Genomic DNA, 22,825 nt, shown 5'->3' on the forward strand with positions numbered 1-22,825 from the left:
AAATGAAAACAAGGATCCTATACGTAGAAGATGAACCCTCCCTGGGTAAGATCGTAAAAGAAAGCCTGCAACGGCGGGGCTTCGAAGTCGTGATGGAAACCGACGGCGCTAATGTACTGTCAGTTTTCAGACAGGTAAACCCGACTGTATGTGTGCTCGATATCATGCTGCCTAATAAAGACGGTTTTGAAGTAGCGGAAGAAATACGGGCGATAAACCCTGCTGTTCCCATCCTGTTCCTCACAGCCAAAACGCAAACGGAAGATCTCGTCAGAGGCTTTACGTTAGGAGGAAATGATTACATCCGTAAGCCCTTTAGTATGGAAGAACTGATCGTGCGTATTGACAATGTATTACGCAAACCCGATCGTACAGTGACTGTCACACCCGATCATATCCCTCTTGGAAAACTCCGGTTCTATGCTAACCGGCAGATCCTGGCCAATGGCGGGGAAGAAAAAAAGCTATCTTACAAGGAAAGCGAATTACTAAAACTGCTCTATGAAAAACGAGACGGCATCATTGACAGGAAAGACATCCTCGACTTGCTATGGGGGCACGACTCATTCTTTAACAGCCGTAATTTAGACGTATACATCACCCGGTTGCGCGTACATCTGAAAGATGATGAAAACCTTCAGATACTCACAATAAAAGGCGTAGGGTACCGGTTTGTGTTAGCCTGAAAAAAGGCGACGCTATTCCTCTGGCCTCCTTCCCATCTAATGAAAAATAAACGTTGTAACACAATAAACCACCCACGGGTATTTTTTTGGTGATATCCAAAATCCTGTTTAGATTTATGCCGATAATGTTTTAACCCTTAACCCTGTACAAATGAAATGTAACCCTTTACTGGTTATTTGTTGCCTTGCAACAATGATCATCTCGTACTCCTGCAATAAAGCAGCCCCAGGTGACACACCTGTTCTCCCAAAACCAGATGCAAAAGAGAAAAGGACAATTAATATTGCCCTGGGAGGAGACATTAAAACAAGTGAATCCGTACTGCCTGGCGGCAGACGATTGCACAATTACGTACTTGCCCGTACGCTCAGAGACAGCACCATCTATGCAATAGACGTCCGTACAAACGGTGGACAGCCCTACGCAGCCGGATTATTTAACAGCCCGGAGAATATCAGTATCGAACTGCCGACACAGAATACCTTTAACATCAAAGCTGCTGCTTTCCGCAGAGGTACTGGCCTGGGCGTATGGTATACCTGGTGGAATGGCGGACAATTCTTTCCCGGTACGTTTAACAGGAATCTGGATAACACGATCAGCTACGACGCAAGCGACTGGGACTTCCTCCAGAACCTTTCCAACATTCCGCTTTTCCTGGAAGACACAATTCAACCTACTTACGCCTTTTTTCCTGAGGTGGATGGCTACGCCAATCAGACAGCTGTTTTTGTTGATTCATCCAAGCAAGTAACACTCCCGTTGAAAAGAATTGCATTCGGTATCAGATTCAAGGCTACCAATTTCACGGGAGGCAGGCTGATCGTAGCATATCAAAATTCAATGCAGACAAAGGCTTTTACTCCTGAAGACATTGACAACAGCCTGCGTATCTACACTGCTGACGAATTCCTTGTGCGGGATGATATTACGTATTTTGAACGTATCCTTTTTGTACTCAGATGGGAAAGACCAGATGGTACCGTGATGAACCTCGGAGAAAAAGAGATCTATCCTCCGCGGAGAAATCACATGATAACAGTGAATGTGTCAATGCCAACATCGATCAACACGGTCAACAACGGCCTGAATATCACGTTTACTGATACTGATTGGACCACCAACGAAACCATCAATTTATAACAGGAATACTTATCCCCATGAAACTGAGAAACAAATCTTTTATACTTATATGTGCCCTGGCACTCAGTGCATTCTATTCCTGTAAAAAATCACAGGATACGGTTGCCCCTCCTCCAGCACCTCCATCATCGTCCGGAGAGACAGTGAAACTGACGATACGTATGGGTGGCGATATTAACGTCATAGAAACTCCTATGGGCCGCAGAAAAGCAGGTAATGACAATGCAGCGAAAACCCCGTATGACAGCACCATTTACGGTGTGGACGTACGCAATGGCGTTACACCATATGCGCAGGGAGTGTTTAACAGGCAAGGTACAATTATACTGGAGGTCCCTAAAAACTCCACACATACGATCAACGTCGCAGCCATTAAAAGAGGTACGAGTGAAGGCCTGTTCTTTGGAGGGATATCCGGCGGCTTCCTTTACTATTTCAAACCTTTTAACAGAAGGATCCTGAACGAAATAGAGTATGCCGATAAGGCTTATGCCTCCCCTTGGACACTGGACCCATCCTTCATGTCAGCCATGTCTTTCATGACTGTGCTTGTTGATCTTTTTACCGGTGCACAGGAAGAATATTACTACTCAGAACTGGATAGTTATTTTGGCTCTACCACTTTAACAGTAGGCGATACCGCAGTTACTGTAGACATCCCCTTAAAGCGGATCAGTTTTGGTGTACAGTACCAGTTCAACAACTTCACTGAAGGTGCGTTGCTCGCAGAATACGGCGGACTGATGAAACCACAGTATTTCTACCCCTGGAATACATCAAACACCATGCATATTCAAACAGCTGATGCGTTCAGATTTGCTGACGACCTGAGTGGTGAACCGATACCTCTTACATTAAAGTGGTTGAAACCAGATGGCGAAGTAGTTCCGCTGGGCGCAATACCTTTTGCACCAAAAAGGAACTCGCTGACCACAATTACGGCTACGGTCCCATCACTTCCACCATCAACCCCAGCAACTGTGAAACCACTGATAGAAATATCTGACACTACCTTCATTGGTAATGAAGACGTTTATTTCTAAGGTCCGGCAGACCGGTATATAAAAAGCGAAAGTCTCGTTATTGACGAGACTTTCGCTTTTTATATACCGCCGTATACTAATGAGTACTCTTCTTATATATCTCCGATACTTCGGCTGCCGATAATGGCGCAGCAAATACTTTCACGTCATCCATATACCCGTTGAATATCCTTTGAGACGGAAATTCCTCATTCCTGCCCAGCGTCCACCTGTTAGATACAGATAAATTCGCATGCCCCTCGGGCAAAGCATATCCTTTTAATTCGCCATCAATATATACCTTCAGACTATCCCCATTGCAAACGCCTGCAATATGGTGCCAATTGTCCTTCCAGTTTCCCGGCAACGGCACCGTACAATCACCTCTTCCCCAGCCGCCTGCAAAGAAGGTAAGCGTTTTACCGTCAGAGACCTGTAATACATGCGTATCACCTTTGGTAAATATATCTACCAGACCGTTGTCTGTAGTCTTAGGATATACCCAGGCCATCATTGTTATAGTGGTATCCATCACATCCAGACTACGGGCATTAGGCACCTCAACATAGCTGTCTTTTCCAAGCAATAGTTTCCCCCCTTCATTATGAGTGCCATCCCCTAGAAGATGCCCATGATTTCCAAATCCGGAAGCGTCCTGCAAGCTGGTACCGCTTGCCTGTTTACCTGCTGATAACTCCAGCAGTACTGCATCCTTATTAGCTGAATACACCTTAAACCTTTCAGCAGCATCTCCCACTTTCATTGTTTGCCATCCTTCCTTTAACATGGTAAACTGCCTGGAGATCGTTTTCTCCTCTCCCGGTCCCAGTGTTAACTTTTCCTTCAGCAATACTTCCTTATCTAACTCCACTGGTACGCGAAAGGTCCTCGTGGTCCAGCCGGTATTCTTTACTGTAAATACCACCTGTTGTTGATTGCCTTTTTTCACTAGCGCAGACAGGGTCAGGTCTTTTATTTCCGGGCGATCCGAAATCTTCTGCGCTGGTTTGATCACCTGTACGGTCATTTCCTGTTGTCCGTTCAGTGTAAGCCGCGCATTACCTAAATTATACAAACGGCAGGTGATCGAATCTGTTACGGTCTTTCCCTGCCCTACAAGTATATTCTTTGAACTATATACTTTTCCATCTACCAGTAATGCGATCTTTTGTGTGCCTGTACTTCCCATATTCCGCAATGAAAACCGCACCTGGAACGGCTCATCGGGATGCGTTTCCTTAACTGCGACGGTTTCATTGAAGATCTCAATATCCGCTTGCCCTGTGGTATCTTTTACCAGCCATTTATTGTCAGGCCATCCATCCATCTCAAATGTCAGCTCTCCACCGCCTGCTATGAGTGCGTGTGAGATACTGATCTTGTTGTAAGGCTGACCATTAAGGGTCAATGACTTTATGTAAGGATATTCGGAATCTGTACGTTTGATCACGAAATCACGGCCGTTCTCCAGGTGGATGCGCATCATATCGAAAGCAGGCACACCGACCGTATATTCAGGAAGTCCCGGAGCCACAGGATAAATACCCATAGCGCTTAATACGTACCAGCTGGATGTTGATCCCAGGTCGTCATTTCCCGGTAGTCCGCCCGGTGTTGCACTAAACCTCTTCTGCCTGATATTCCTGATCCATTCCTGCGTCTTATGCGGCGCATTAGCGGCATTAAAGAGATAAGGAACATGGAAGACCGTCTCGTTATCAAACACGATATGCTGACGGCTTAAAGCGCTATCTAAACGTTCTGTGAATAACGCATCCCCTCCCATCAGGTTCACCAGGTCTTTTGCATGCTGTGGTACGAAATAGGAATAGACCCATTTATCGCCTTCTTTATAACCTGAATTCCCTGGCTCAAGTCTGAATTCATTCTCCTGTCTTGGTAACATGAACATATCCGCCTGATGGAATAACTGCCGGTAGCTGTAGCTACGGTCCATCAGCAGGCGGTGATCATTATCATTATGCATGACCTGCTTTGCATATAACGCCAGCGCCCAGTCATCATACGCGTATTCCACAGTACGGGTAACAGATTCCGGATAAGAGAACGGTATGTACCCTTTCTGCTGAAATACGGAAAGGTCTTCCTGCTGAAAAGGTGCATCCACAATGCTTTTCTTCATCGCAGCATATGCCAGTGCACTGTCAATGCCTTTTATTCCTTTCAGATAGGAATCTACAATAATAGGAACAGAATGATTACCTGTCATACTTTCGATAGGCAGATAACCCGTCTGTTTGTAAATATCAAGCATGGACAATACCATGTCCCGTTGCTTCTCAGGGAATAACAGGCTTAACAGCGGATGCAGGGAACGAAAGGTATCCCAGGGAGAGAAACCACCATATTCGGCACGGCCATTCACAGTATGTACCTTACCATCACGTCCCCGGTATTTACCATCCACATCAGAGATGATCCAGGGCATTAACAGGCTATGATACAAAGCCGTGTAGAAGACCGTTTTATTCGCTTCTTTATCGTCGGACAGATCTATGACTGACAACGCCTTCTCCCATTTTTTCCGGGTGTCCTGTCTTATTTTATCAAACCCTGCCGCACCCTCAACAGCAATATTCCTTTCAGCGCTTTCTTCACCTGCGGAAGAAACGCTTACCGTTACAGTGATCACTTTAGGACCTGTTTTGGAAGCCGTGAAAAACATCAACCCCCTGTTACCTTCGCCTATTGTATCTTCAGGGACCTCACTAAAATGAACAGCAGATCCCTTATGCTCACCAATATATATAGTAGGAGAAACGCCTGTCCGGAAAGTAAAACGGAACATACCTACACGTTCCGTAGTGGTTACTTCCACAAGCGTACTATCATCCCTGAAAAGCACACTGTAATAACCCGGACTGGCTTTTTCATCTTCGTGCGAAAACTTTCTTTGGTTATACCCCAATGCAAAGTCGTGAGACTGCTGCACGGGGACGATCTTCATCTCTCCTGCCGAACCAACGGGAAAGCCGCTGTTATGATGTACGCAACTAAAGAAATAAATGGAGCTATCGCCATAGTCATACCCCCTGAGATTGCCGGTTTTTGTTTCCGGTGTGAGCTGCATATATCCCCAGGGTGCTACAGCACCAGGATAGGTGCCGCCTTCACTCCCCCATCGGGTTAATACACTGCTTTTAGCAGTACCAATAAAAGGGTCTACATAATCGAAAGGGGGCTTTTTCTGAGCAGACAAACGACTGCTCAGAAAAAGACCCGGTATCATTGTGGTAAATAAAACTATACGTCTGGCGTTGGCGGAAAAAATTACATTCACAGTTATATGACTTACTTCGCCTAAAAGTAGAAATATTTTGTGGTAAAGAAATCCTAAATATCACCAACGCAATTCTACCTGCTTTTCCAGGAAACCCAGACCGTAAGCAACTGCGATACGATCCCCCTTTTTCACAGATACCTCTCCACCGTCCAGCAGCAATGCAGTGGGTTTGATTCCTAACTTACCCCTAAAGGTCATATTATTATTTCCGGTTAGTGCTACCGATCCCTTTTTCACTCCATTTACATACACAGTCAGCGGTAAGGTATTGGTATTCCCCACCGGCGCCTGCCAGTCTATTTCCAGGCCATCCTTTCCCTTTGCAAAAGACAGCGGACGGTTATCATACCAGCTCAATACAGCGAGGCTCATATTCCAGGCGGTGTTATGATTGATCCACCCTTCCAGGTGCCTGTCTTTCCCTGACGGATCAAAGGGATACATTTCTGTTCCCGGCAGGCAGCTGATGCCGCCACGCGACAACTCCAGCCTTGCACATACATCTTCTTGGTAGCCTCTCGGATACCCTTTGGTAATATCTCTGAATCCTTTCTCCGGATGATGTGCCGCATGCACATTCAATGGATTACGGCCATACAGGTTATCAAAATGGGCAAAAGAGATCTGCTCCAGGCGTTGCTTCTTTGATGCATCTTTTATAATAGTTGCTGCCAACAGTCCGGAAGCCGGGAATCCCGCCACATTGCCTACCTCATTGAATTCAGGTACCGCCCAGTTCTTATCCATATCATATCTTCTGAAGTCCCAGGCATTACCCGATCTGCTGATCACGATATCCGCCCACTGCCCTATTTTCTGCTGTAAACCAGCCGGCGCCTTCTCCTTGTATTGTAACAGGTACATCGCCAATCCTGTCATCAGCATGTGCTCACTCATACGCTGCCCTTTTGTTACCATCGGATCATCGAACGAAAGTGAATCGATCATCCAGGCAGTTTGCTGCTTCGCGGCTTTCATGTAAATATCCGCGTCTGGCAGCTTATCACGTTTTGCCACTTCATACATCAGGAGGTTAGGCAATACAGAGAAGCCCGGCGCATGCCTGCCTTTGGATGTGCCTACCTCCCGCTGAATATCCAACAGGCCGATCTTAGCCCAATGCTGGCGTGTAAATGTCAACACCTGCTCATAGAAGTTACGGGAAAACCATTTATCCAGGTATGGATATGCATACAGGAAGAAAGCCAGCTGTGCCAGTGTTTGCGGATGTAACTGACGTGGCAGCGGGTCTTTACTTGGGTCCTGCGTTTCCGGGTTCACCATGTAATAACCCACGCCCCAATGCAGGTCCATGATCACATCAGGAATGTGACTGCCTGTTGGCTTCTCTATAGTGGTAAAGTATTTTCTCGTTGCTTCCAGCGCAGTTTCGTCATTGGGCGATTTAACCAGTTTGTAGTCCGGGTTAAGCACGATCGCCTTTAAACTGTCGTAAGATATAGTTGCCGGCATCGCATCGTAAACTGCCGGATTAGAGAGATACATCCAGATCAAAGAAGGGATCTCATAAGAGTAATAAGTCCCGTCCCTCCACGGACAACCACCATAAGCTGAATGGTGTGTACCTGTTGCACTACGGGTATCGTTCATAAACCAGACTGACGGATTCAATCCTTCCTTTTCCAGCAAGCAAGGCGCTACCCTGAAAGGATAAGATACGCCCTCAGGCAGCTGGCCACCTGTTACATGAATGACATACTGCCGTTCAATATCTGCCGGTTTGAAGCCCGTAAAATCACCTACACCGTTGATGGTCGTTCCTTTATATAACTGTTTACTATCACCTGCAGCAGTGATATAAAAACCAGCCTTCCCGTCCATAGCTGTCGGCACTGTAAATCTCTTGGGGGCATTGCTGTTATACCCTGTCTGACTAACGCACACCCAATGTTTATCAGGATGAAAGGTACTATCCTGCGCATGAACAGATGCTGTTGCTGACAGCTGCAAAACGATCAACCCAAAAACTGATCTTAGTTTCTTTAACATAAATATCTGTTAATATGATTCGTTAATAACATCTTACTGCGAACATACCTGCCGGTGTTGCTCCATGTGTACCTTTCAGATGAAAGGTGAGCTTGCTGGTTTCCACAGGTTCTTTCAATAGTATACGTTGCAGCGACTGATGATTGTCTGTTACTTTTATTACGGGCTCATTCCTGTCATTACAGATCACAAAAGAATCTACACAGAAAGGCATCGCTCTTTCCGGATGATGATAGATAACATTTTCCATCGGATGATCAAAATCGGCATCAAACACCAATTCTATCTCCCGGATGATCTTCTTCTCCTTCCAGCTTACCGTTAGTTTCGGATCTGTATCTTCTTTTTCCGCCAGCCAGATGTTAGGCTGATATGTAGGGCGATTGATCCCGTTCCGGACATTCTCTCCACCAAACAAAGCAATGCCTGCCGGTATATCCATCGCCAGATTCTTACCTGCGGGACGGCGTTCGGGGCACCAGAATTCAAATGCTTCCACACCAATATCTTCCGGCGGGGTCTGTGCACCATAATTGGATACCGCAGGATTAGTCTTATTGAATACAGAAAGAATACCGCTGACCCTTTCACTACTATTACGCAGACTCACCCGCTCATTTTTCATAAAACAGATGAAGATGTAATTATCCTCCCGCAACATTATATCAAAGGAAAGCGGCACCGCCTGCGCTCCTTTTTTCAAGGGTATGACCAGTTCCTGCAAAACTACATCGGGTGTATGATGCACCTGTTTGCTGCTGGTACGCAGGGATACCTGCAAAGTCGTGTCTTCTTTCGCGTCAGCATATACGGTTATCATCGGTATACTACCTGCTTTTAATGGCAGCATCTGTCCCATAGCAGCATTTAAATGCATGCTAGTCCCATCAGGATGCAAGTGGCGTAATACATATTCACTGCTGACAGTTATCGCCCCTTCTTTCACTATATCAAACTTGTCGACCGCTGTGATCCGGGGTATATACTGTCCTCTTCTAAGTAGTCGTGATTGCAACTCATTCAATCGTTCCGGGTTTAACAGCTCACGCGGTTGCAGTTCGTATTGCCGGCATAACACGGCGGCCATGCCAACAGCCTGTGCACCACATGCGCCCGTTCCCATTACCCTGCTGGACCCAAATGCCACGTGCGACGCGCTGATGATACGGCCTGCCAGGAACAGGTTACTGATATTGTGACTGTAAAAACACCTGTATGGTAGCTGGTAAAGACCTTTGCTGTGCCATTGGTTACACGAAGGTTTCTCACTGAATACGCCATCTGCCGGATGCAGGTCGATAGACCAACCCCCATAAGCAACTGCATCATAATGCTCACGCTGTTCGATGATATCCTGTTGGCGTAACATGTAATCACCTTCAAAGCGGCGGCTCTCCCTTTTGCCTGGGATCTGGCCTACCCATTCCAGGGTCATGGTATCTGCTTCAGGAAAAAGCCCCGAGTTCTTGATATAGTCCCAAATGCCATACACCACCTTCCATAGTTCCCATTTGATCGTTTCTGTTTCGTGAACAGTGTCCAGCCTTCCGCCGTATTCTATCCACCATAGCTGGCAGCCGTGGTCCTGGCTGTTGATACGTTTATACTTAGGGATGGCAGTAATATCTTTCAATGCATAAGCAGGCGGCACAAAGACGGTCGGACGACCCGTATCTTTCGTATAGAAATAGAGGGAATGCCCCAGCAGTTCTCCGTATTCGGCAGTAGGTGCAAACTTCTCACCGAACTCACTTTCACTTTCTGCTCCCATGCGAAAAGCAGCACCTGCCAGAAAACCTACAATACCATCGCCGGAGGCATCACAGAAAAGTGGTGCTGTCAGTTCATACAATGTACTGTTCTGACTACAGAATGCGCGTACCTGCTCAATCACATCAGCATCTTTTTTAGTCACTTCGAATACAGCGGTATTCAGCAATAACCTGATATTAGATTCGCTTGTTACTTTCTCCAGCAGGATCGTGTCATAGATCAGCGGATTACCATCGGAGTTCCGCCACATATTTTCAGTCAGGATCTCATCCGCCACACCACCTTCTCTTGCCCAGCGGTTATTATTTCCCATGTGCGACGTTGCACCCAATACCCATAGCCTGACCTCACTGGAAGAATTCCCGCCTAACACCGGCCTGTCCTGTACCAGTATCACTTTAACACCTTCCCTTGCAGCAGTAACAGCACAACATACTCCTGCCAACCCTCCACCCGTAACAATCAGATCTGCGTGGTACTGATGCGTTTTTAATTGCCGTCCTATACTGGCTTGTTCTTTCATCATAAACGTCCTTTTTTATTCCCGATTTAATGTGAAGATGCTACATCATTATTTTCTATAGCATGTGTTCTTTTGAGGATATGTTTTTGTGTATTTTTAAGTCTGTGTATAGCGATGAGCGGAATAGCAGCTGCCAGCAATATAGCTGTTGCAATACCGGCTACAAGCATCTTCCCTGTCGCCGCCAGTATACACAGGATATACAATAGCAATGCGGTAAATGCCAGGGCAAAGGCTATCACCCGTAACCCGAACAGGTTCTGCTTTCGAATAGCTGTTAATTCTTCTGCAGATTGTTGTGCTGTTTCTTCCTTCTGCTGCCTGCGGAAGGACTTATACTGCAGATAGTCGTCAGAAGAAGCACTACCGGCGCTCAATACAAATTCATGTACCAGCAGCATGATAAATGGCAACGCCACTCCCAACAGCATTTCCTGTGAACGGCTCAACTTCAGTGTTGTCACTAATGGCACGATAAACTTAAACAGCAGGTTGACCACCAGGCATACCGCAGATATGATATAGGCCGCTTTGCCTGTCAGCTTTTTAGACACCAATGCCCAGAGAGGCGGAAGTAATGTCGGTCCGCCGGTAATAGCCGCAATACTCAACACTACTTCAATCATTCCACCTGCAGCAGGCACCAGCAATGCAATGCCGATCATACCACAACCAAGTAGCAAACCGGATAAGCGCGCCATCCGGATCAGCTGTTTATCGGAAGCATTTGGGTTGATCATTCCCCTATAAATATCATTGGTGATGACGGCAGAAGTAACATTCAAGGTGGTATTCGCTGTAGCGGAGGTAGAAAAATACATACCCGTCAGCATCAGGCCCATAAGGCCCGGAGGCAATACCAGCCTGCACACTTCCAGGTAAGCGTTCTCCGTATTCAGTCCGCTGAGCGCCGGGTTGATACTTTTGTAGATCATTGGCGGCAGCATCCATATCACAGGACTAACAAGATAAAGCGCAGCGAATAAGAAGGCCACTTTCTTTGCCGCTTTAGGAGACTCCACACTGGTATAACGCTGCACGAACGTCCAGTTACCACCGATATAACTGATATGATACAATGCGAAGGCTACTATAAAGCCGATGGTATATTCACCATTGATAATAGAAAAGAAATCCGCAGGTACTTTGTTAATAAAACTCCCCCAGCCTCCGGCAGTATCCAGCGATAATGGCAGTACGATCAGTACAGCTGCTGTCAGTATCACAAACTGCAGGATATCCGTTACCATTACTGCCCACAAGCCGCCTATTGCAGTATATGCTATCATCATCAGTCCAAGTACAACTGTGCAGGCAGTAAGCGGAAACCCCAATGATACACTTACCAGCTTCGCTACAGGATAGAGTACCGCCCCTTTATTGAAAAGTGATACGATCAGAAAAGTATAGACATAAAATTTCTGTACGGGGCTTCCCAGGCGCTGTTTAATAAATTCAGCAGCAGTCAGTGCGCCTGTCCTTTTCCAGCGGGGCGCCAGCAGGAAGGCAGTAATGATCCCTCCCAGGCACATCGTCCATTGAATAGTGACAGACACAAAGCCGTATTTGTATGCGATACTTCCCCATGCCACGAACGTACCCGCAGAAAAAAAGCTCATGAAGAGTGATAGTCCGCCGATAAACCAGGGCACTGCTTCTCCTCCGGCAAAGAACGATTTCATGTTCCTTCCTGTACGTGCAAACAACATTCCTATGATCAGCACAAAAGCTGAGAAAACAAATATGACCGTGGTATCTATAGCTGACTTCATAATAAACTGATCTCAAGTATTTTCAGGCCCACCGGCGGGATCGTTATCTGCCATTGAGTGCCTGTAAGATTTGTTCTTTCTGTCTTTCCGGTGGCATCCAGTACTGTCACCTGTTGCGTTGCCTTCACTTTGCTTGCATCAAACTGTATGGTAGCTTGCTGTTCATCATCATCATCGTTCAGGAGCATGACATATATTTTGCTATGAGCCGTATCAGCTGCACTGATATAATCCACCTGCGGATTATCGACTTTCAGCATACCGTCCGGCATGTACAACTTCACCGTATTACCGAAGATCTTTCCCGGAGCAAATCCATAACAGGTATGCGGTCCGACCTTTGGTGTAACAAAGCCCTGTGGGAAGCTGATCCTGCCTTTACTGCGAAGGGTCGTTTCTGAAACAAGATAATCCATCAACAATCCTACCTGCCACCAGGCATGATGCGGATAAGGACCAGCACCAGCGTTCATGGTCTTCCAGTAGTAAGACGCCACGCTGGTTTTCCTGTCAATAAAAGCATCCCGCCCCCATATGGCGGCACGGGCCATGTTGATGAAAAGAGAATCATTCGTAAGAGAAAAAAGACGAACAAACATACCCGCATGACTAGCCAGCATGATAGGGCCGTGGGAATTGGCAGAACCCAGGCTTCCGCCATGTTCAAAGCTAAGACCGGCCTGACTGATCTGCCAGTCTTCCCACTCCTCGCCTTTCACCGTTTTCTTTGCATGTGTAGGAATGGGATGCGTATAAATAGAAGCAGTATAGATCCTTGCGGCAGCGATAGCGGCATTTTTATACTGCTCATTACCACAAAGCGCATACAGGTCCAGCAATGCCTGAACGGTTTGCCCCGTTGCAAAATCAGCTACAAAACGTGCATCACCGCATACCCCGAGAAAACAACCTTTGTTTACGCCTTCACGTACCAGCCAGTCAGCGCCTTTACACGCAGCCTTCAGATACTTTTCATCTTTCAGAATGCGATAGGCTACCAGCAACCCATAGAACGTAGGCCGCAGGTCGGGTATGTCTGTAAAGACGGCCCTGTTGGTAGCTCCGTCATAAGCCACTTCCCAGTGACCGTCTTCATGCTGCCATTGCAGCAGTTTATCTGCCCCCATCCTGAGACGTTGTTTCAGCTGCTCATTCCCCGGATCAAACAATAATATATTGCCCATGTCCAGCATGGTGTAATAAGTCAATGCGATAGGCTCTACATAAGTGCCCCATTCTTCCGTGAAACGTTGACTTTTCCACAGATAATATTGTCCTGTGGCAGCTCCCTGAAAGAAGCCCGGTTCTGCCTGTTGTTGCGCCAGTTTAAAATTCAGTGCTCCCGGCAAACGCTTATTTAACAGAACACTATCTCCGGTAATAGTTGCCAGCATCCACATAGCGCCATAGTCAGAGTTCTTCATGGCATCCTGCCCCGAACCGACCACACCGCCCAGGTATGCCTGTGCGCCTATCTCCAGCCCCTTATATTTAAATGTATGCCACATAGAAGTACTGTCGTTATCCAGGTAATGCAGCATGGACATGATCCTGTCTGAAACAGATTGTCTGGTTGTTTTCAGTTTCAGCATATCAGGAAAGCGATATACATCGTTGATCGCATGGCTGTATACGGTATACCAATCCGTTGGCTGCAATGTGTACCGGAAAGAAAAAGTACGCTGCTCTCCCGCTTTCATATATGAGCTATCCTGCCCTAATACCGGGTGATAGGCAACAGGTGTATAGTTCCCCCCTTTGTCCATTACGGAGAGTCCCAGCTTCCATAAGCTATGCGTATTCTGATCTTTCTCCCAGGGATCACGTCCCGTACCCGGATCGGGTATTACAGCGAGCGTGACGCCATCTGTAGTTATCAGCGGACTAAGCGTACTGGCAGTACGTTCCCTGAAAATAACCGGTTTATCAGGAATTCCTTGCCCATAGCCATAGCTGAGTACGAGATCAGGTTGTATCGTATTACTTTGAAAGTATCCCGGAATCATTGCAAAATCGGGCCGGTTATCTTTCGCAGTTGCCAGTGTGGGTGTAGCAATAGCATAATAACCGGCACGTTTCGCCGTCAGGGTGATACTAACGCGGATATCGTAGTGAAATTGTTCGTCCAGTTGCCATGTAGCAGACAGCTCCCAGTCTTTGTCCGTTTTGAAAAACAGCAGCTTGTTCCCGCTTACCTGCTGCATTTTCCCAGGATGAAAAATAAAAGTGGTGCCAGCGGTATTCATGCTGACGGGACTGAGATTATTCTCCCAGGTACGGACCAGGTATTTGTACTCCTTCAGTGAAAATCCGCCGGGGTGCGTATCAGCATATCTCAGGTCAGGATCAGTACCAGGTTTACGTGAAGAATATAACACCCTGTATTCTCCTGACGGCGCTGCCAACGCCTTGCCGTCTGTAGTGAGAAGTGAGATCTCGTATCCCTTTCTTGATCGATACCATTCCAGCGAAAGCTTGTCGTTCTGCAAACGTTGTGCATATGTACCTTGTGAGAAAAAAAGTGCTGTCACACTATAAACTACTGCGGTCCATCTCATTCCTGTTTATTTTAGTCTGGCTTCGCTACTGCTATGCCTGTATACGTTATTTCCATGCCGGATTCTGTTCCAGCAGGTTATTTGCGTTCACTTCCATTTGCGGAATAGGAAAATACTGGTTCCTCGTTTGCGGTGCTCTTGTCTTAAATACATCATTTACCGCTGCCGGGATCACCTGCCGGAAAGTGTTTGTACGTGTAAGGTCATACCAACGATCGCCTTCTCCATAAAGCTCCCAGCTGCGTTCCTGCAGTACTGCCGCAACAAAAGCATCTTTATCCAATCCTTCTGTGAGCCCATCCAGGCCTGCACGGGTCCTCACACGGTTGATATATGTATATGCATTACTTGTAGCGCCATGCTGCCTTGCTTCAGCTTCAGCTGCGATCAGGTACACATCCGCCAGTCTTAAGATAGGAATATTCGTACTATGGCTACCACCAATGGAATTCCGGTCAGCATATTTTCTTACCAGCACGCCTTTGGGAGTAACGGGTGTAATAGCTGCCTGATGTACCGTTACGCCTTGTTTGTTCACATAACTGGTATCCATCAGCTGCCGGCGTTTATCCTTCGGGTCGAAAGAATCGAAGAAAGCCTGATAAGCAAAAGCGGACCCGTAGGAAGTGTTACCGTATGCAGGAGCGCTGCTGTTGGGCGGACCGTACAGGCTCATGATCTGTGAGCTACGACCGTTGGTCATAGATTCTGCTTCGAACGCCCAAAGGTTCTCTTTCCTGGCGGCATCTTCACGGGCTACGTCATATACGTCCAGCACCTCGTCCATCAGCCCTATACCGCTGGTACTGTTCAATACTTTCTGTGCTTCCCGCAATGCCAGCTCCCAGTTTTCCCCATAGAGGGCCGCTTTTGCATACAAGGCTTCAGCTGCCTCTTTGCACGGACGGCCCTTTATAAGCCCGCTACCGTAATCGAACAGGTTTGCTTCAGCAGAGTCCAGGTCCAGGTAGATCTGCTTGTATACGTCCTCTTTGGGGCTTTTACCGACGTATGCATCATCGATCGACTGACTTGCCTTAGTCCTTACTACAATATCTCCGAAATTCTTAGTAAGGAACCAATGGAAGAAAGCACGCAGGAAATAAGCTTCTCCGAGGATCTGTTTTTTCCTTGCTGCGTTACTCATGACCGTGTTAGGCACCTTCAGCAATACCCAATTCGCATTTTCAATACCGGCGTAACAGTTGTTCCAGATATCAACGGGCGATTCATTGGTACGGCTATAGCTGGCCACTGCACTATACTGCGGGTCAAAGCTGAAAAGTGTATAGGTATCCCTTCCTACCACGGGACGGGGATAGATCTGGTCTGCACTAAAATCGGGCACTATCAATGCTGAAGGACCGGCATACAGATCGGCCAGCTCATTATACACTGCCGCCAGCGCCGCTTCTGCGTCTTCCGCCGTCTGATAAAAGTTCTCTGTATAGATAGAAGAATAGGGCGTCTCATCCAGTTTGCTGCAGGATAAAAAAGATAAAGTCAGCAGGGAGACAACACCATATCGTGAAAATATATTTTTCATGTGGAAACAGTTTAAAGTGAGATATCAGAAACCAACCTGCAATCCCAGCAGGAAAGAACGGGCCGTAGGATATACCAGGTTGTCTACTCCGATCTGTTTGTTGGAGTTGCCAAATGTGTTCACTTCCGGATCAAAGCCGGTATAATCTGTGATCGTGAACAGGTTGTTGGCACTGACATACACCCGTGCGGAACTGATATTTTTTATCTTTGGCAGGCGATACCCGAGGGTGATATTCTTACAACGGAGGAAAGAGCCGTCTTCCATGAACCGGTCTGTCAGCGGGAGACGTCCTCCCTGAAAACCGCTTACGTATTCATTACTGGGATTCGTAGGCGACCAGCGGTCCACCAACGCTTTATACATATTTCTGCTACCCAGCGGGTTCTCGAACGAATAACGGACGAGGTTATATACCTTGTTCCCCTGTGTTCCGGAAAAGAATGCACTGAAGTCAAAACGTTTAAAGTTCAGGTTAGTGGAGAACCCATAAATGAATGAAGGATTTGCATTACCAACAATTTCCTGGTCGCTGGCGCTGATGATCTTATCATTGTTCAGATCTTTCACCTTCACCCCGCCTGTACGACTGCCTGATCCCTCCAGGATCGTTTCATCTTTCTGATATATGCCGTCAAACACATAAGTTTTAAACAATCCCAGCGGCTGACCTATCTGCATTACCTGGTAATTGCTTACAGTATATTCAGTAAGACCTCCGTCAAGCCTGGTCAGTTTATTGCGGTTCAGGGAGATGTTTCCTGCTACCGACCATCTCACGGCCTTATCCACTACGATCGCATCTACTGCCACTTCTATACCCTTGTTCTCCAGGCTGGCGAAGTTGCCGGTCACTTCATTGTATCCGGATGAACCGGGCAGTGTTTTCACAAAGAGCAGATCATCGGTTTTCTTATGGTAGATATCTGCCGTTACATTCACACGGTCTTTCCATAGTCCCAGGTCAAAACCAAGATCGGCCTGCAGTGAACGTTCCCATTTCAGGTCCTGGTTAGCAATACCTGTTGGTCTGATACCAGTGACAGGCGAGTGATTGAAATAATACATGCCGCTGGTACCCTGTAAAGAGAGCGACTTGTATGGGTCGATAGCACCTGCATTACCGGTCATTCCGTAACTGAACCGGAGCTTCAGGTTACTGACAGCACTGACGTTTTTCATGAACGGTTCTTCTGAAGCACGCCATGCAATAGCAGCTGCTGGAAAGAACCCATATTTATTGTTCTTACCGAACTTGGTAGAACCGTCTACGCGGGCTATCAGGTCGAGCAAATATTTATCTCTGAAACCGTAGTTGATACGTCCCATGTAAGAGTCCAGTCTATCCCTGGAGCGGCTGCTGGAAACAGTTCTTTCAGTGGCCAGCTGCAATGCTTCATTAGCGGTAGCATCATTAGGGAATTTACTGGCGTTGATCGTATTGGAGTTAGCGCTGTTCCCCTGTGTGGCGAATAAGCCGGTCACTTTCAGGGAATGCTGTTTTGCAATACGGGTTTCGTAAGTAATAATGCTTTCATGCAACAAGACGATATTGTTAGCATTTACTTTTGATGCAGAGCCTCCACCGGCAGCAAGATCACCGCTGTTCATGATAGCGCGCGGTGAATAGTAATCGTTCAGCGATGAAGACAATACCGGGTTGAAGTTAGCACGGTAGGTCAGCCCTTTAAAAGGAGTGATCTCCGCATAGATATTTCCCAGCGTCCTGTTGATCTTATCTCTGTTCATGATCATGGACAGCCCGATAGGGTTCACTACTTCCCGGTAACGGCCATTCTCCTGATCGCCGAAAGGCCAGATCCTGCCGTCTTCCCTATAAGGTTTTAAAGTGGGCGGCGCACCTAATGCAGCGCCCAGGATGCTCTGCGTTACTGCACCTGCATCAATACTGGTAGAACCGGAGGGAACTGCATTATTAACTACATAACTTGTCAGGATACTTGCGCCAACACGTAGCAGGTCATTAACACGATGATCGAAGTTTAAACGGAAAGAATAGCGGGTGAAATCAGAACTGACCACGACGCCTTTCTGATTGAAATAGTTGCCGGACAACGCGAACTGTGTCTTTTCAGAACCACCTGCTACGGTTACCTGGTGGTTTTGCATAGGTGCATCACGGAAGATATAATCCTGCCAGTCTACGCCTTCGCCTAACGACGCGGGATCAGGGTAGATATTCGTTTTAAACACTTCGTTCTCCAACGCCGCATACTCTGCGGCATTGAGCATGTCTATCCGTTTGGTAGTGCGTTGTACACCATAATAGCCATCATAACTAACCAATGTCTTACCGGCTTTACCTCGCTTAGTGGTGATCAGCACAACCCCGTTAGCAGCACGTGCGCCATAGATAGCCGTAGCGGAAGCGTCTTTCAGTACAGCAACAGATTCGATATCGTTAGGGTTGATGATGGAAAGGGAGCTGATATCATTGACGCCACCTGAATTGGATAACTGCACGCCATCTACGACATACAGCGGTTCTGAAGTACCATTGATAGAGTTAACGCCCCTGATACGCATGCTGATGTTCCCGCCCGGTGCTGCCGAGTTCTGTGTGATCTGCACGCCGGATACCCTGCCCTGTAAGCCCTGCACCACATTGGATATAGGTGTTTGTTTCAGATCGGCAGTTTTCACGGATGCGATCGCACCTGCAACATTTGCTTTCTGTTGTGTACCATATCCTACCACTACTACTTCATCAAGATCTTTCTTACTGGTCTGCAGCGTTACATCCAGCTGGCTCCTGCCGGCGAGCGGGACCTCCTGCGTAATATACCCTGTAAAAGTGAATACCAGCGTAACATCAGATTGTTTAAGCGGGAGGGAGTAAACGCCGTCCGGACCGGACACCGTTCCCGCTGTCGCCCCTTTTACCCTGACAGTAACCCCTGGTAGTGTCTCCCCGTTCTCTGCACCCGTTACCTTGCCTTTCACAGTGATCTGTTGTGAAAAGGCAATGATGGGGAACAGCAGAATTGGGAAAATTCCCATAAAGTGAATAACATTTTTTTTCATAACTGTGGTTCTTGGTGTGTTAAGCCGGGATAAAATAAACTATACCTGAATGCTTGTAAAAGCCGGCATCTCTATGTAACATGGAACTAAATCAGTTCAAATGTTCACAAACAAATTGATGGATCAAAATATTTTGGAGCTTTTTTTTCATGGGAACGGTTCCAATTTTTTGGGATAGTTCCCAAAACCTTATTTTTATATCCCGGTTCCGTAAAATCATCCATGTATGAAGTCAAAATACACGACTATAATAGACATTGCCCGTCAACTGAACATCTCCAAGTCGACGGTATCCCGTGCACTGACGGGCCACCCTAATGTAAAAGAGCATACCCGCAAGGCGGTGCTTGAACTGGCTGCCACTATGGAATACCAGCGTAACTCTCTTGCACTTGGGTTTAGCAAGCATACGACGAATACGATCGGCATTATGGTGCCGGAGTTCATGTCCACTTATTTTCCCTCTGTTATAGTCGGTGTGCAGGATGTGATGCAGGCAGCGGGTTATAACGTGGTGATCTGTCAGCAGAATGAATCTTATGAATCGGAAGTATCGAATATGAAATTGCTCCTCTCCTATTGTGTGGATGGTATCATTGTATCGCATACCAAAGAGACGCGCAATTTTGATCACTTTACGCTGGCACAACGGAGAGGTGTGCCGTTGGTGTTTTTCAATCGTGTACCGGATGATATGAACGTGCCGAATGTTGTTGTCAATGACTATGAGGCAGCCTTCCAGGCGGTGGAGCATCTGATCGGGATCGGACGTAAGCGTATTGCCCATCTCGCCGGACCGGAGTCTCTTGTGAATACACGCTTACGGAGGCAAGGTTATCTTGATGCACTAAAGAAACATGGTATTCCTTACAATCCCGACCTGGTATTATCGTATGATCTCACAACGGAAAAAGTGAAGATCTACATGAAACATTTCCTCGACCTGGAAACCCCTCCGGATGCATTGTTTGCCATCAATGACCCTACTGCAATTGCTGCCATGGAAGTGGTGAAAGCGAAGGGGCTACGAATACCGGAAGACATTGCAGTAGTTGGGTTCAGCAATGACTTTTCAGCGCAACTGGTTTATCCCGGACTTACAACAGTTGCCCAACCGACAGCCGATATTGGCCGTACTGCTGCGGAGATGTTGTTAACAGAACTGAAGGCGAAGGTGAAGAATGATTATAGTATCAAGAAAGCACCGACTGTACAGTTACCTACGAAGCTGATCATCAGGGAATCGACGATGGTAAAGGGGAAGGTGAAGAAGCATTGAAAAATATTATTCAATTCCATACCGGATGCCCACCTTCCCGAAAAGCGTTTTGATCATATCCAGCTTTTCATCACACATTTCACCAGGGGATATACGCTCATCGCTTAACCTTGTTTCCTTACACTCGAAACATAACTCAATAAATGCCAACGCTTTTCCATCATTATCCCGGAATATGATCGCATTGCGAGGACTATAACATTCGTTTGAACGCGAGCTGTATATCGGACCTGCAAAACCGTGATTGTATAAAATATCAGTCAATGTATCTATCTGAGACATTGTTAACGATACAACGTCCTTAACAGACAGGGGCTTGACTGTCGATATATAGTTTCCCGTCAACGTGTCCAACTCCAGCAAGCCCGGATCACTGCTGTTAAGTTTAATTTCGCCATCCGCGGTAATCGTCGCCAGGCCGTTTAAATCAAAAGAAATAAACTGCACCACATCTGATGTATTGAAGGGATACCGTTTCATTCTCGACGAGAATGTTTCATTTCCGGTTCTCTTAAAGTGATGATTCCGTTTTTCCCGGGCTATTTCCTGCTTGGAAAGCATGCGATCCGGCGGCGGATAGTAGGTCTTTTTTTGGCCGTACAGGGTCTGTGCGATGAATAACAAAGGGATACAGGCTAATTGTCTCAGGATCTTCAAGGCTGGCATTTTAATACCGGCAAGATAGCACTTTGCATCCAGCTGTCAACTATAAGTAGCCTCAAAAGAATATTATTGTAAGATCACTCCTGGGTTCCATACCTGATCCCTGCTTTTATGAAAAATTGCTTAATCATATTTAACTTTTCGCCACACGTATCACCGAGGGATATACGCTTATCACTTAACCTTGTTCCACTACATTCAAAACAGATCTCAATAAACGCCAGCGCCTTGCCATTACTATCCCTGAATAATATAGCGTTCCGGGGTATATAGCAGCCGGACTCGCTTTTTGTGGTAATCATTTTTTCTCCGGCGGAGATTCTTGGCACACCATAATTGTATAAAATGCCCGTCAAAGTATCGATCTGGGAAAGTGTCAGTGCTTTGCTCTCTTTCATTGTGGTATCGCTGATCGTGTAGTCGGCCTCTATTATCGCCGGTACAGCGTTCCTTATGACAAACTCACTATCACTGGAAATCTGTACCGACCCTTCAAAAGAAATCAACTGGACTTGCGCTGACCCATTAAAAGGGTATTTTTTTATTCTTGCTGCAAAGGAGAGATTAGCGTTTTTCACGCAGACGTCGCCAAACACTACTTTTCGTGGCGGTGGCACAAAAGGCCTGGCAGGCGAACGTTTCTGCCCATACAACGTCTGCACAAGGAACAACAAAGAAATAAAGACTAATGGTTTAGGGATATTCATTGCCGGTATTTTTATATTACAGGTAAGATAATAATTCTCTCCTGGCAATCAACCGCAGTAAAAAATACCCATATTCCAGTATTTGAATTCCTCCGGCATTAACTATCTTTGCCATATGTTTAGAAGAATGCGTTTTATTGCCCCGCTGTTTGTTCTCTCCGTTCTATTGTCATCCTGTTTCGAGATCATCGAAGATGTTACGGTAAAGAAAGACGGTACCGGAACTATGAAGTTGACCGTCAATTTCAGTCAGAGCAAAACAAAGATCGGGGCAATGATGCTGATGGACAGCATTCGTGGATTTAAGGTTCCCGGCCGTAATGAAATAGAAGACCAGGTAGAACAAGCAGCTGCCCGGCTCAAAACTGTCAAGGGAATATCTAACGTAAGCCATACCATTGATTTCACCAACTTCATTGCCAGCGTCAACTTTTCCTTCAGGAATGTATCGGATGTGAACAATATGGTGAAGGAGCTGCTGGATGAGTATAACGTTAAGACCAAAATTCCCTTTGCCTATCGTTATGACCGGGAAGGTGCAAAGTTTGCCAGGGAATATACCCCCTCTGCAGACGCCCGAGCGGAGTTTAATAAACTGGCAGAAAAGGACAAGGAAATTTTCCGGTCAGCCGCCTACATCGGCATTTTAAGGTTTGAGAATACCATCAGCAGTTTTAGTAACAAGGGAGCAAAGATGTCTAAAAATCAACTGGCCATCATGCAACGTCTCCCATTGGCTGACCTGGTCAGCGGAAAAGCGGACATATCTAATCAAATACAATTATCTCGATAG

At 46.6% G+C, this 22,825-nt stretch carries 14 protein-coding genes; 5 read left to right on the plus strand and 9 right to left on the minus strand.

The window, feature by feature from the left end; translation table 11 throughout:
- Positions 1-2 precede the first annotated feature (2 nt).
- The 3 genes from C7475_RS07335 (at position 3) to C7475_RS07345 (ending at position 2,873) form a co-directional block, all read left to right on the plus strand.
- On the plus strand, positions 3-686 hold the full coding sequence (locus C7475_RS07335) for a response regulator transcription factor (RefSeq protein ID WP_110052852.1): 684 nt from the start codon (positions 3-5) through the stop codon (positions 684-686).
- 151 nt (positions 687-837) lie between these two features.
- Positions 838-1,830: a hypothetical protein gene (locus C7475_RS07340; RefSeq protein ID WP_146217503.1), complete on the plus strand. Its 993-nt coding sequence runs from the start codon at positions 838-840 to the stop codon at positions 1,828-1,830.
- 17 nt (positions 1,831-1,847) lie between these two features.
- Complete coding sequence (locus C7475_RS07345; protein WP_110052646.1) at positions 1,848-2,873, plus strand: hypothetical protein; 1,026 nt, start codon at positions 1,848-1,850, stop codon at positions 2,871-2,873.
- 76 nt (positions 2,874-2,949) lie between these two features.
- Here the strand turns inward: C7475_RS07345 and C7475_RS07350 are convergent, their stop codons facing one another.
- Genes C7475_RS07350 through C7475_RS07380 form a run of 7 tightly spaced genes read right to left on the minus strand, consistent with a single transcriptional unit; the run spans position 2,950 to position 19,359 of the window.
- On the minus strand, positions 2,950-6,153 hold the full coding sequence (locus tag C7475_RS07350) for a GH92 family glycosyl hydrolase (RefSeq protein ID WP_146217504.1): 3,204 nt from the start codon (positions 6,151-6,153) through the stop codon (positions 2,950-2,952).
- Between the two features lie 60 nt (positions 6,154-6,213).
- A complete protein-coding gene (locus C7475_RS07355) occupies positions 6,214-8,166 on the minus strand; it encodes a hypothetical protein (protein WP_146217505.1) in 1,953 nt (650 codons plus the stop codon).
- A 22-nt stretch (positions 8,167-8,188) separates the two neighbouring features.
- Positions 8,189-10,465 (minus strand): FAD-dependent oxidoreductase, encoded by a 2,277-nt coding sequence (locus C7475_RS07360; protein ID WP_110052649.1) that lies wholly within the window; start codon positions 10,463-10,465, stop codon positions 8,189-8,191.
- A gap of 23 nt (positions 10,466-10,488) precedes the next feature.
- Positions 10,489-12,234, minus strand: coding sequence for a sodium:solute symporter family protein (locus C7475_RS07365; protein WP_110052650.1), 1,746 nt, complete (start codon positions 12,232-12,234; stop codon positions 10,489-10,491).
- On the minus strand, positions 12,231-14,792 hold the full coding sequence (locus tag C7475_RS07370; protein ID WP_110052651.1) for a glycerophosphoryl diester phosphodiesterase: 2,562 nt from the start codon (positions 14,790-14,792) through the stop codon (positions 12,231-12,233). The genes C7475_RS07365 and C7475_RS07370 overlap by 4 nt, the downstream gene beginning before the upstream one ends.
- Positions 14,793-14,838: 46 nt before the next feature.
- The gene (locus C7475_RS07375; RefSeq protein ID WP_110052652.1) at positions 14,839-16,338 is read right to left on the minus strand and encodes a RagB/SusD family nutrient uptake outer membrane protein; all 1,500 of its coding nucleotides are present in this window, start codon (positions 16,336-16,338) and stop codon (positions 14,839-14,841) included.
- 24 nt (positions 16,339-16,362) lie between these two features.
- Positions 16,363-19,359 (minus strand): TonB-dependent receptor, encoded by a 2,997-nt coding sequence (locus C7475_RS07380; RefSeq protein WP_233259782.1) that lies wholly within the window; start codon positions 19,357-19,359, stop codon positions 16,363-16,365.
- 250 nt (positions 19,360-19,609) lie between these two features.
- Here C7475_RS07380 and C7475_RS07385 point away from each other — a divergent pair, with 250 nt between their 5' ends.
- Positions 19,610-20,662, plus strand: a complete 1,053-nt coding sequence (locus tag C7475_RS07385; protein WP_110052654.1) for a LacI family DNA-binding transcriptional regulator — start codon at positions 19,610-19,612, stop codon at positions 20,660-20,662.
- A gap of 6 nt (positions 20,663-20,668) precedes the next feature.
- Here C7475_RS07385 and C7475_RS07390 read toward each other — a convergent pair whose 3' ends face one another.
- Positions 20,669-21,319: a hypothetical protein gene (locus tag C7475_RS07390; RefSeq protein ID WP_146217506.1), complete on the minus strand. Its 651-nt coding sequence runs from the start codon at positions 21,317-21,319 to the stop codon at positions 20,669-20,671.
- Positions 21,320-21,402: 83 nt separating this feature from the next.
- Positions 21,403-22,032, minus strand: a complete 630-nt coding sequence (locus tag C7475_RS07395) for a hypothetical protein (protein WP_110052656.1) — start codon at positions 22,030-22,032, stop codon at positions 21,403-21,405.
- Positions 22,033-22,147: 115 nt separating this feature from the next.
- On the opposite strand from C7475_RS07395, the gene C7475_RS07400 reads away from it, so the two are divergent.
- Complete coding sequence (locus C7475_RS07400) at positions 22,148-22,825, plus strand: hypothetical protein (RefSeq protein WP_146217507.1); 678 nt, start codon at positions 22,148-22,150, stop codon at positions 22,823-22,825.

It is taken from the genome of Chitinophaga sp. S165 (assembly GCF_003182155.1).
Lineage (GTDB): Bacteria > Bacteroidota > Bacteroidia > Chitinophagales > Chitinophagaceae > Chitinophaga.

Excerpts from the sequence above, each read along its gene's own strand:
- C7475_RS07335 (WP_110052852.1), top strand. The coding sequence starts at position 3 with ATGAAAACAAGGATCCTATACGTAGAAGATGAACCCTCCCTGGGTAAG.
- C7475_RS07340 (WP_146217503.1), top strand. The coding sequence starts at position 838 with ATGAAATGTAACCCTTTACTGGTTATTTGTTGCCTTGCAACAATGATC.
- C7475_RS07345 (WP_110052646.1), top strand. The coding sequence starts at position 1,848 with ATGAAACTGAGAAACAAATCTTTTATACTTATATGTGCCCTGGCACTC.
- C7475_RS07355 (WP_146217505.1), bottom strand. The coding sequence starts at position 8,166 with ATGTTAAAGAAACTAAGATCAGTTTTTGGGTTGATCGTTTTGCAGCTG.
- C7475_RS07360 (WP_110052649.1), bottom strand. The coding sequence starts at position 10,465 with ATGATGAAAGAACAAGCCAGTATAGGACGGCAATTAAAAACGCATCAG.
- C7475_RS07365 (WP_110052650.1), bottom strand. The coding sequence starts at position 12,234 with ATGAAGTCAGCTATAGATACCACGGTCATATTTGTTTTCTCAGCTTTT.
- C7475_RS07370 (WP_110052651.1), bottom strand. The coding sequence starts at position 14,792 with ATGAGATGGACCGCAGTAGTTTATAGTGTGACAGCACTTTTTTTCTCA.
- C7475_RS07375 (WP_110052652.1), bottom strand. The coding sequence starts at position 16,338 with ATGAAAAATATATTTTCACGATATGGTGTTGTCTCCCTGCTGACTTTA.
- C7475_RS07380 (WP_233259782.1), bottom strand. The coding sequence starts at position 19,359 with ATGGGAATTTTCCCAATTCTGCTGTTCCCCATCATTGCCTTTTCACAA.
- C7475_RS07385 (WP_110052654.1), top strand. The coding sequence starts at position 19,610 with ATGAAGTCAAAATACACGACTATAATAGACATTGCCCGTCAACTGAAC.
- C7475_RS07395 (WP_110052656.1), bottom strand. The coding sequence starts at position 22,032 with ATGAATATCCCTAAACCATTAGTCTTTATTTCTTTGTTGTTCCTTGTG.
- C7475_RS07400 (WP_146217507.1), top strand. The coding sequence starts at position 22,148 with ATGTTTAGAAGAATGCGTTTTATTGCCCCGCTGTTTGTTCTCTCCGTT.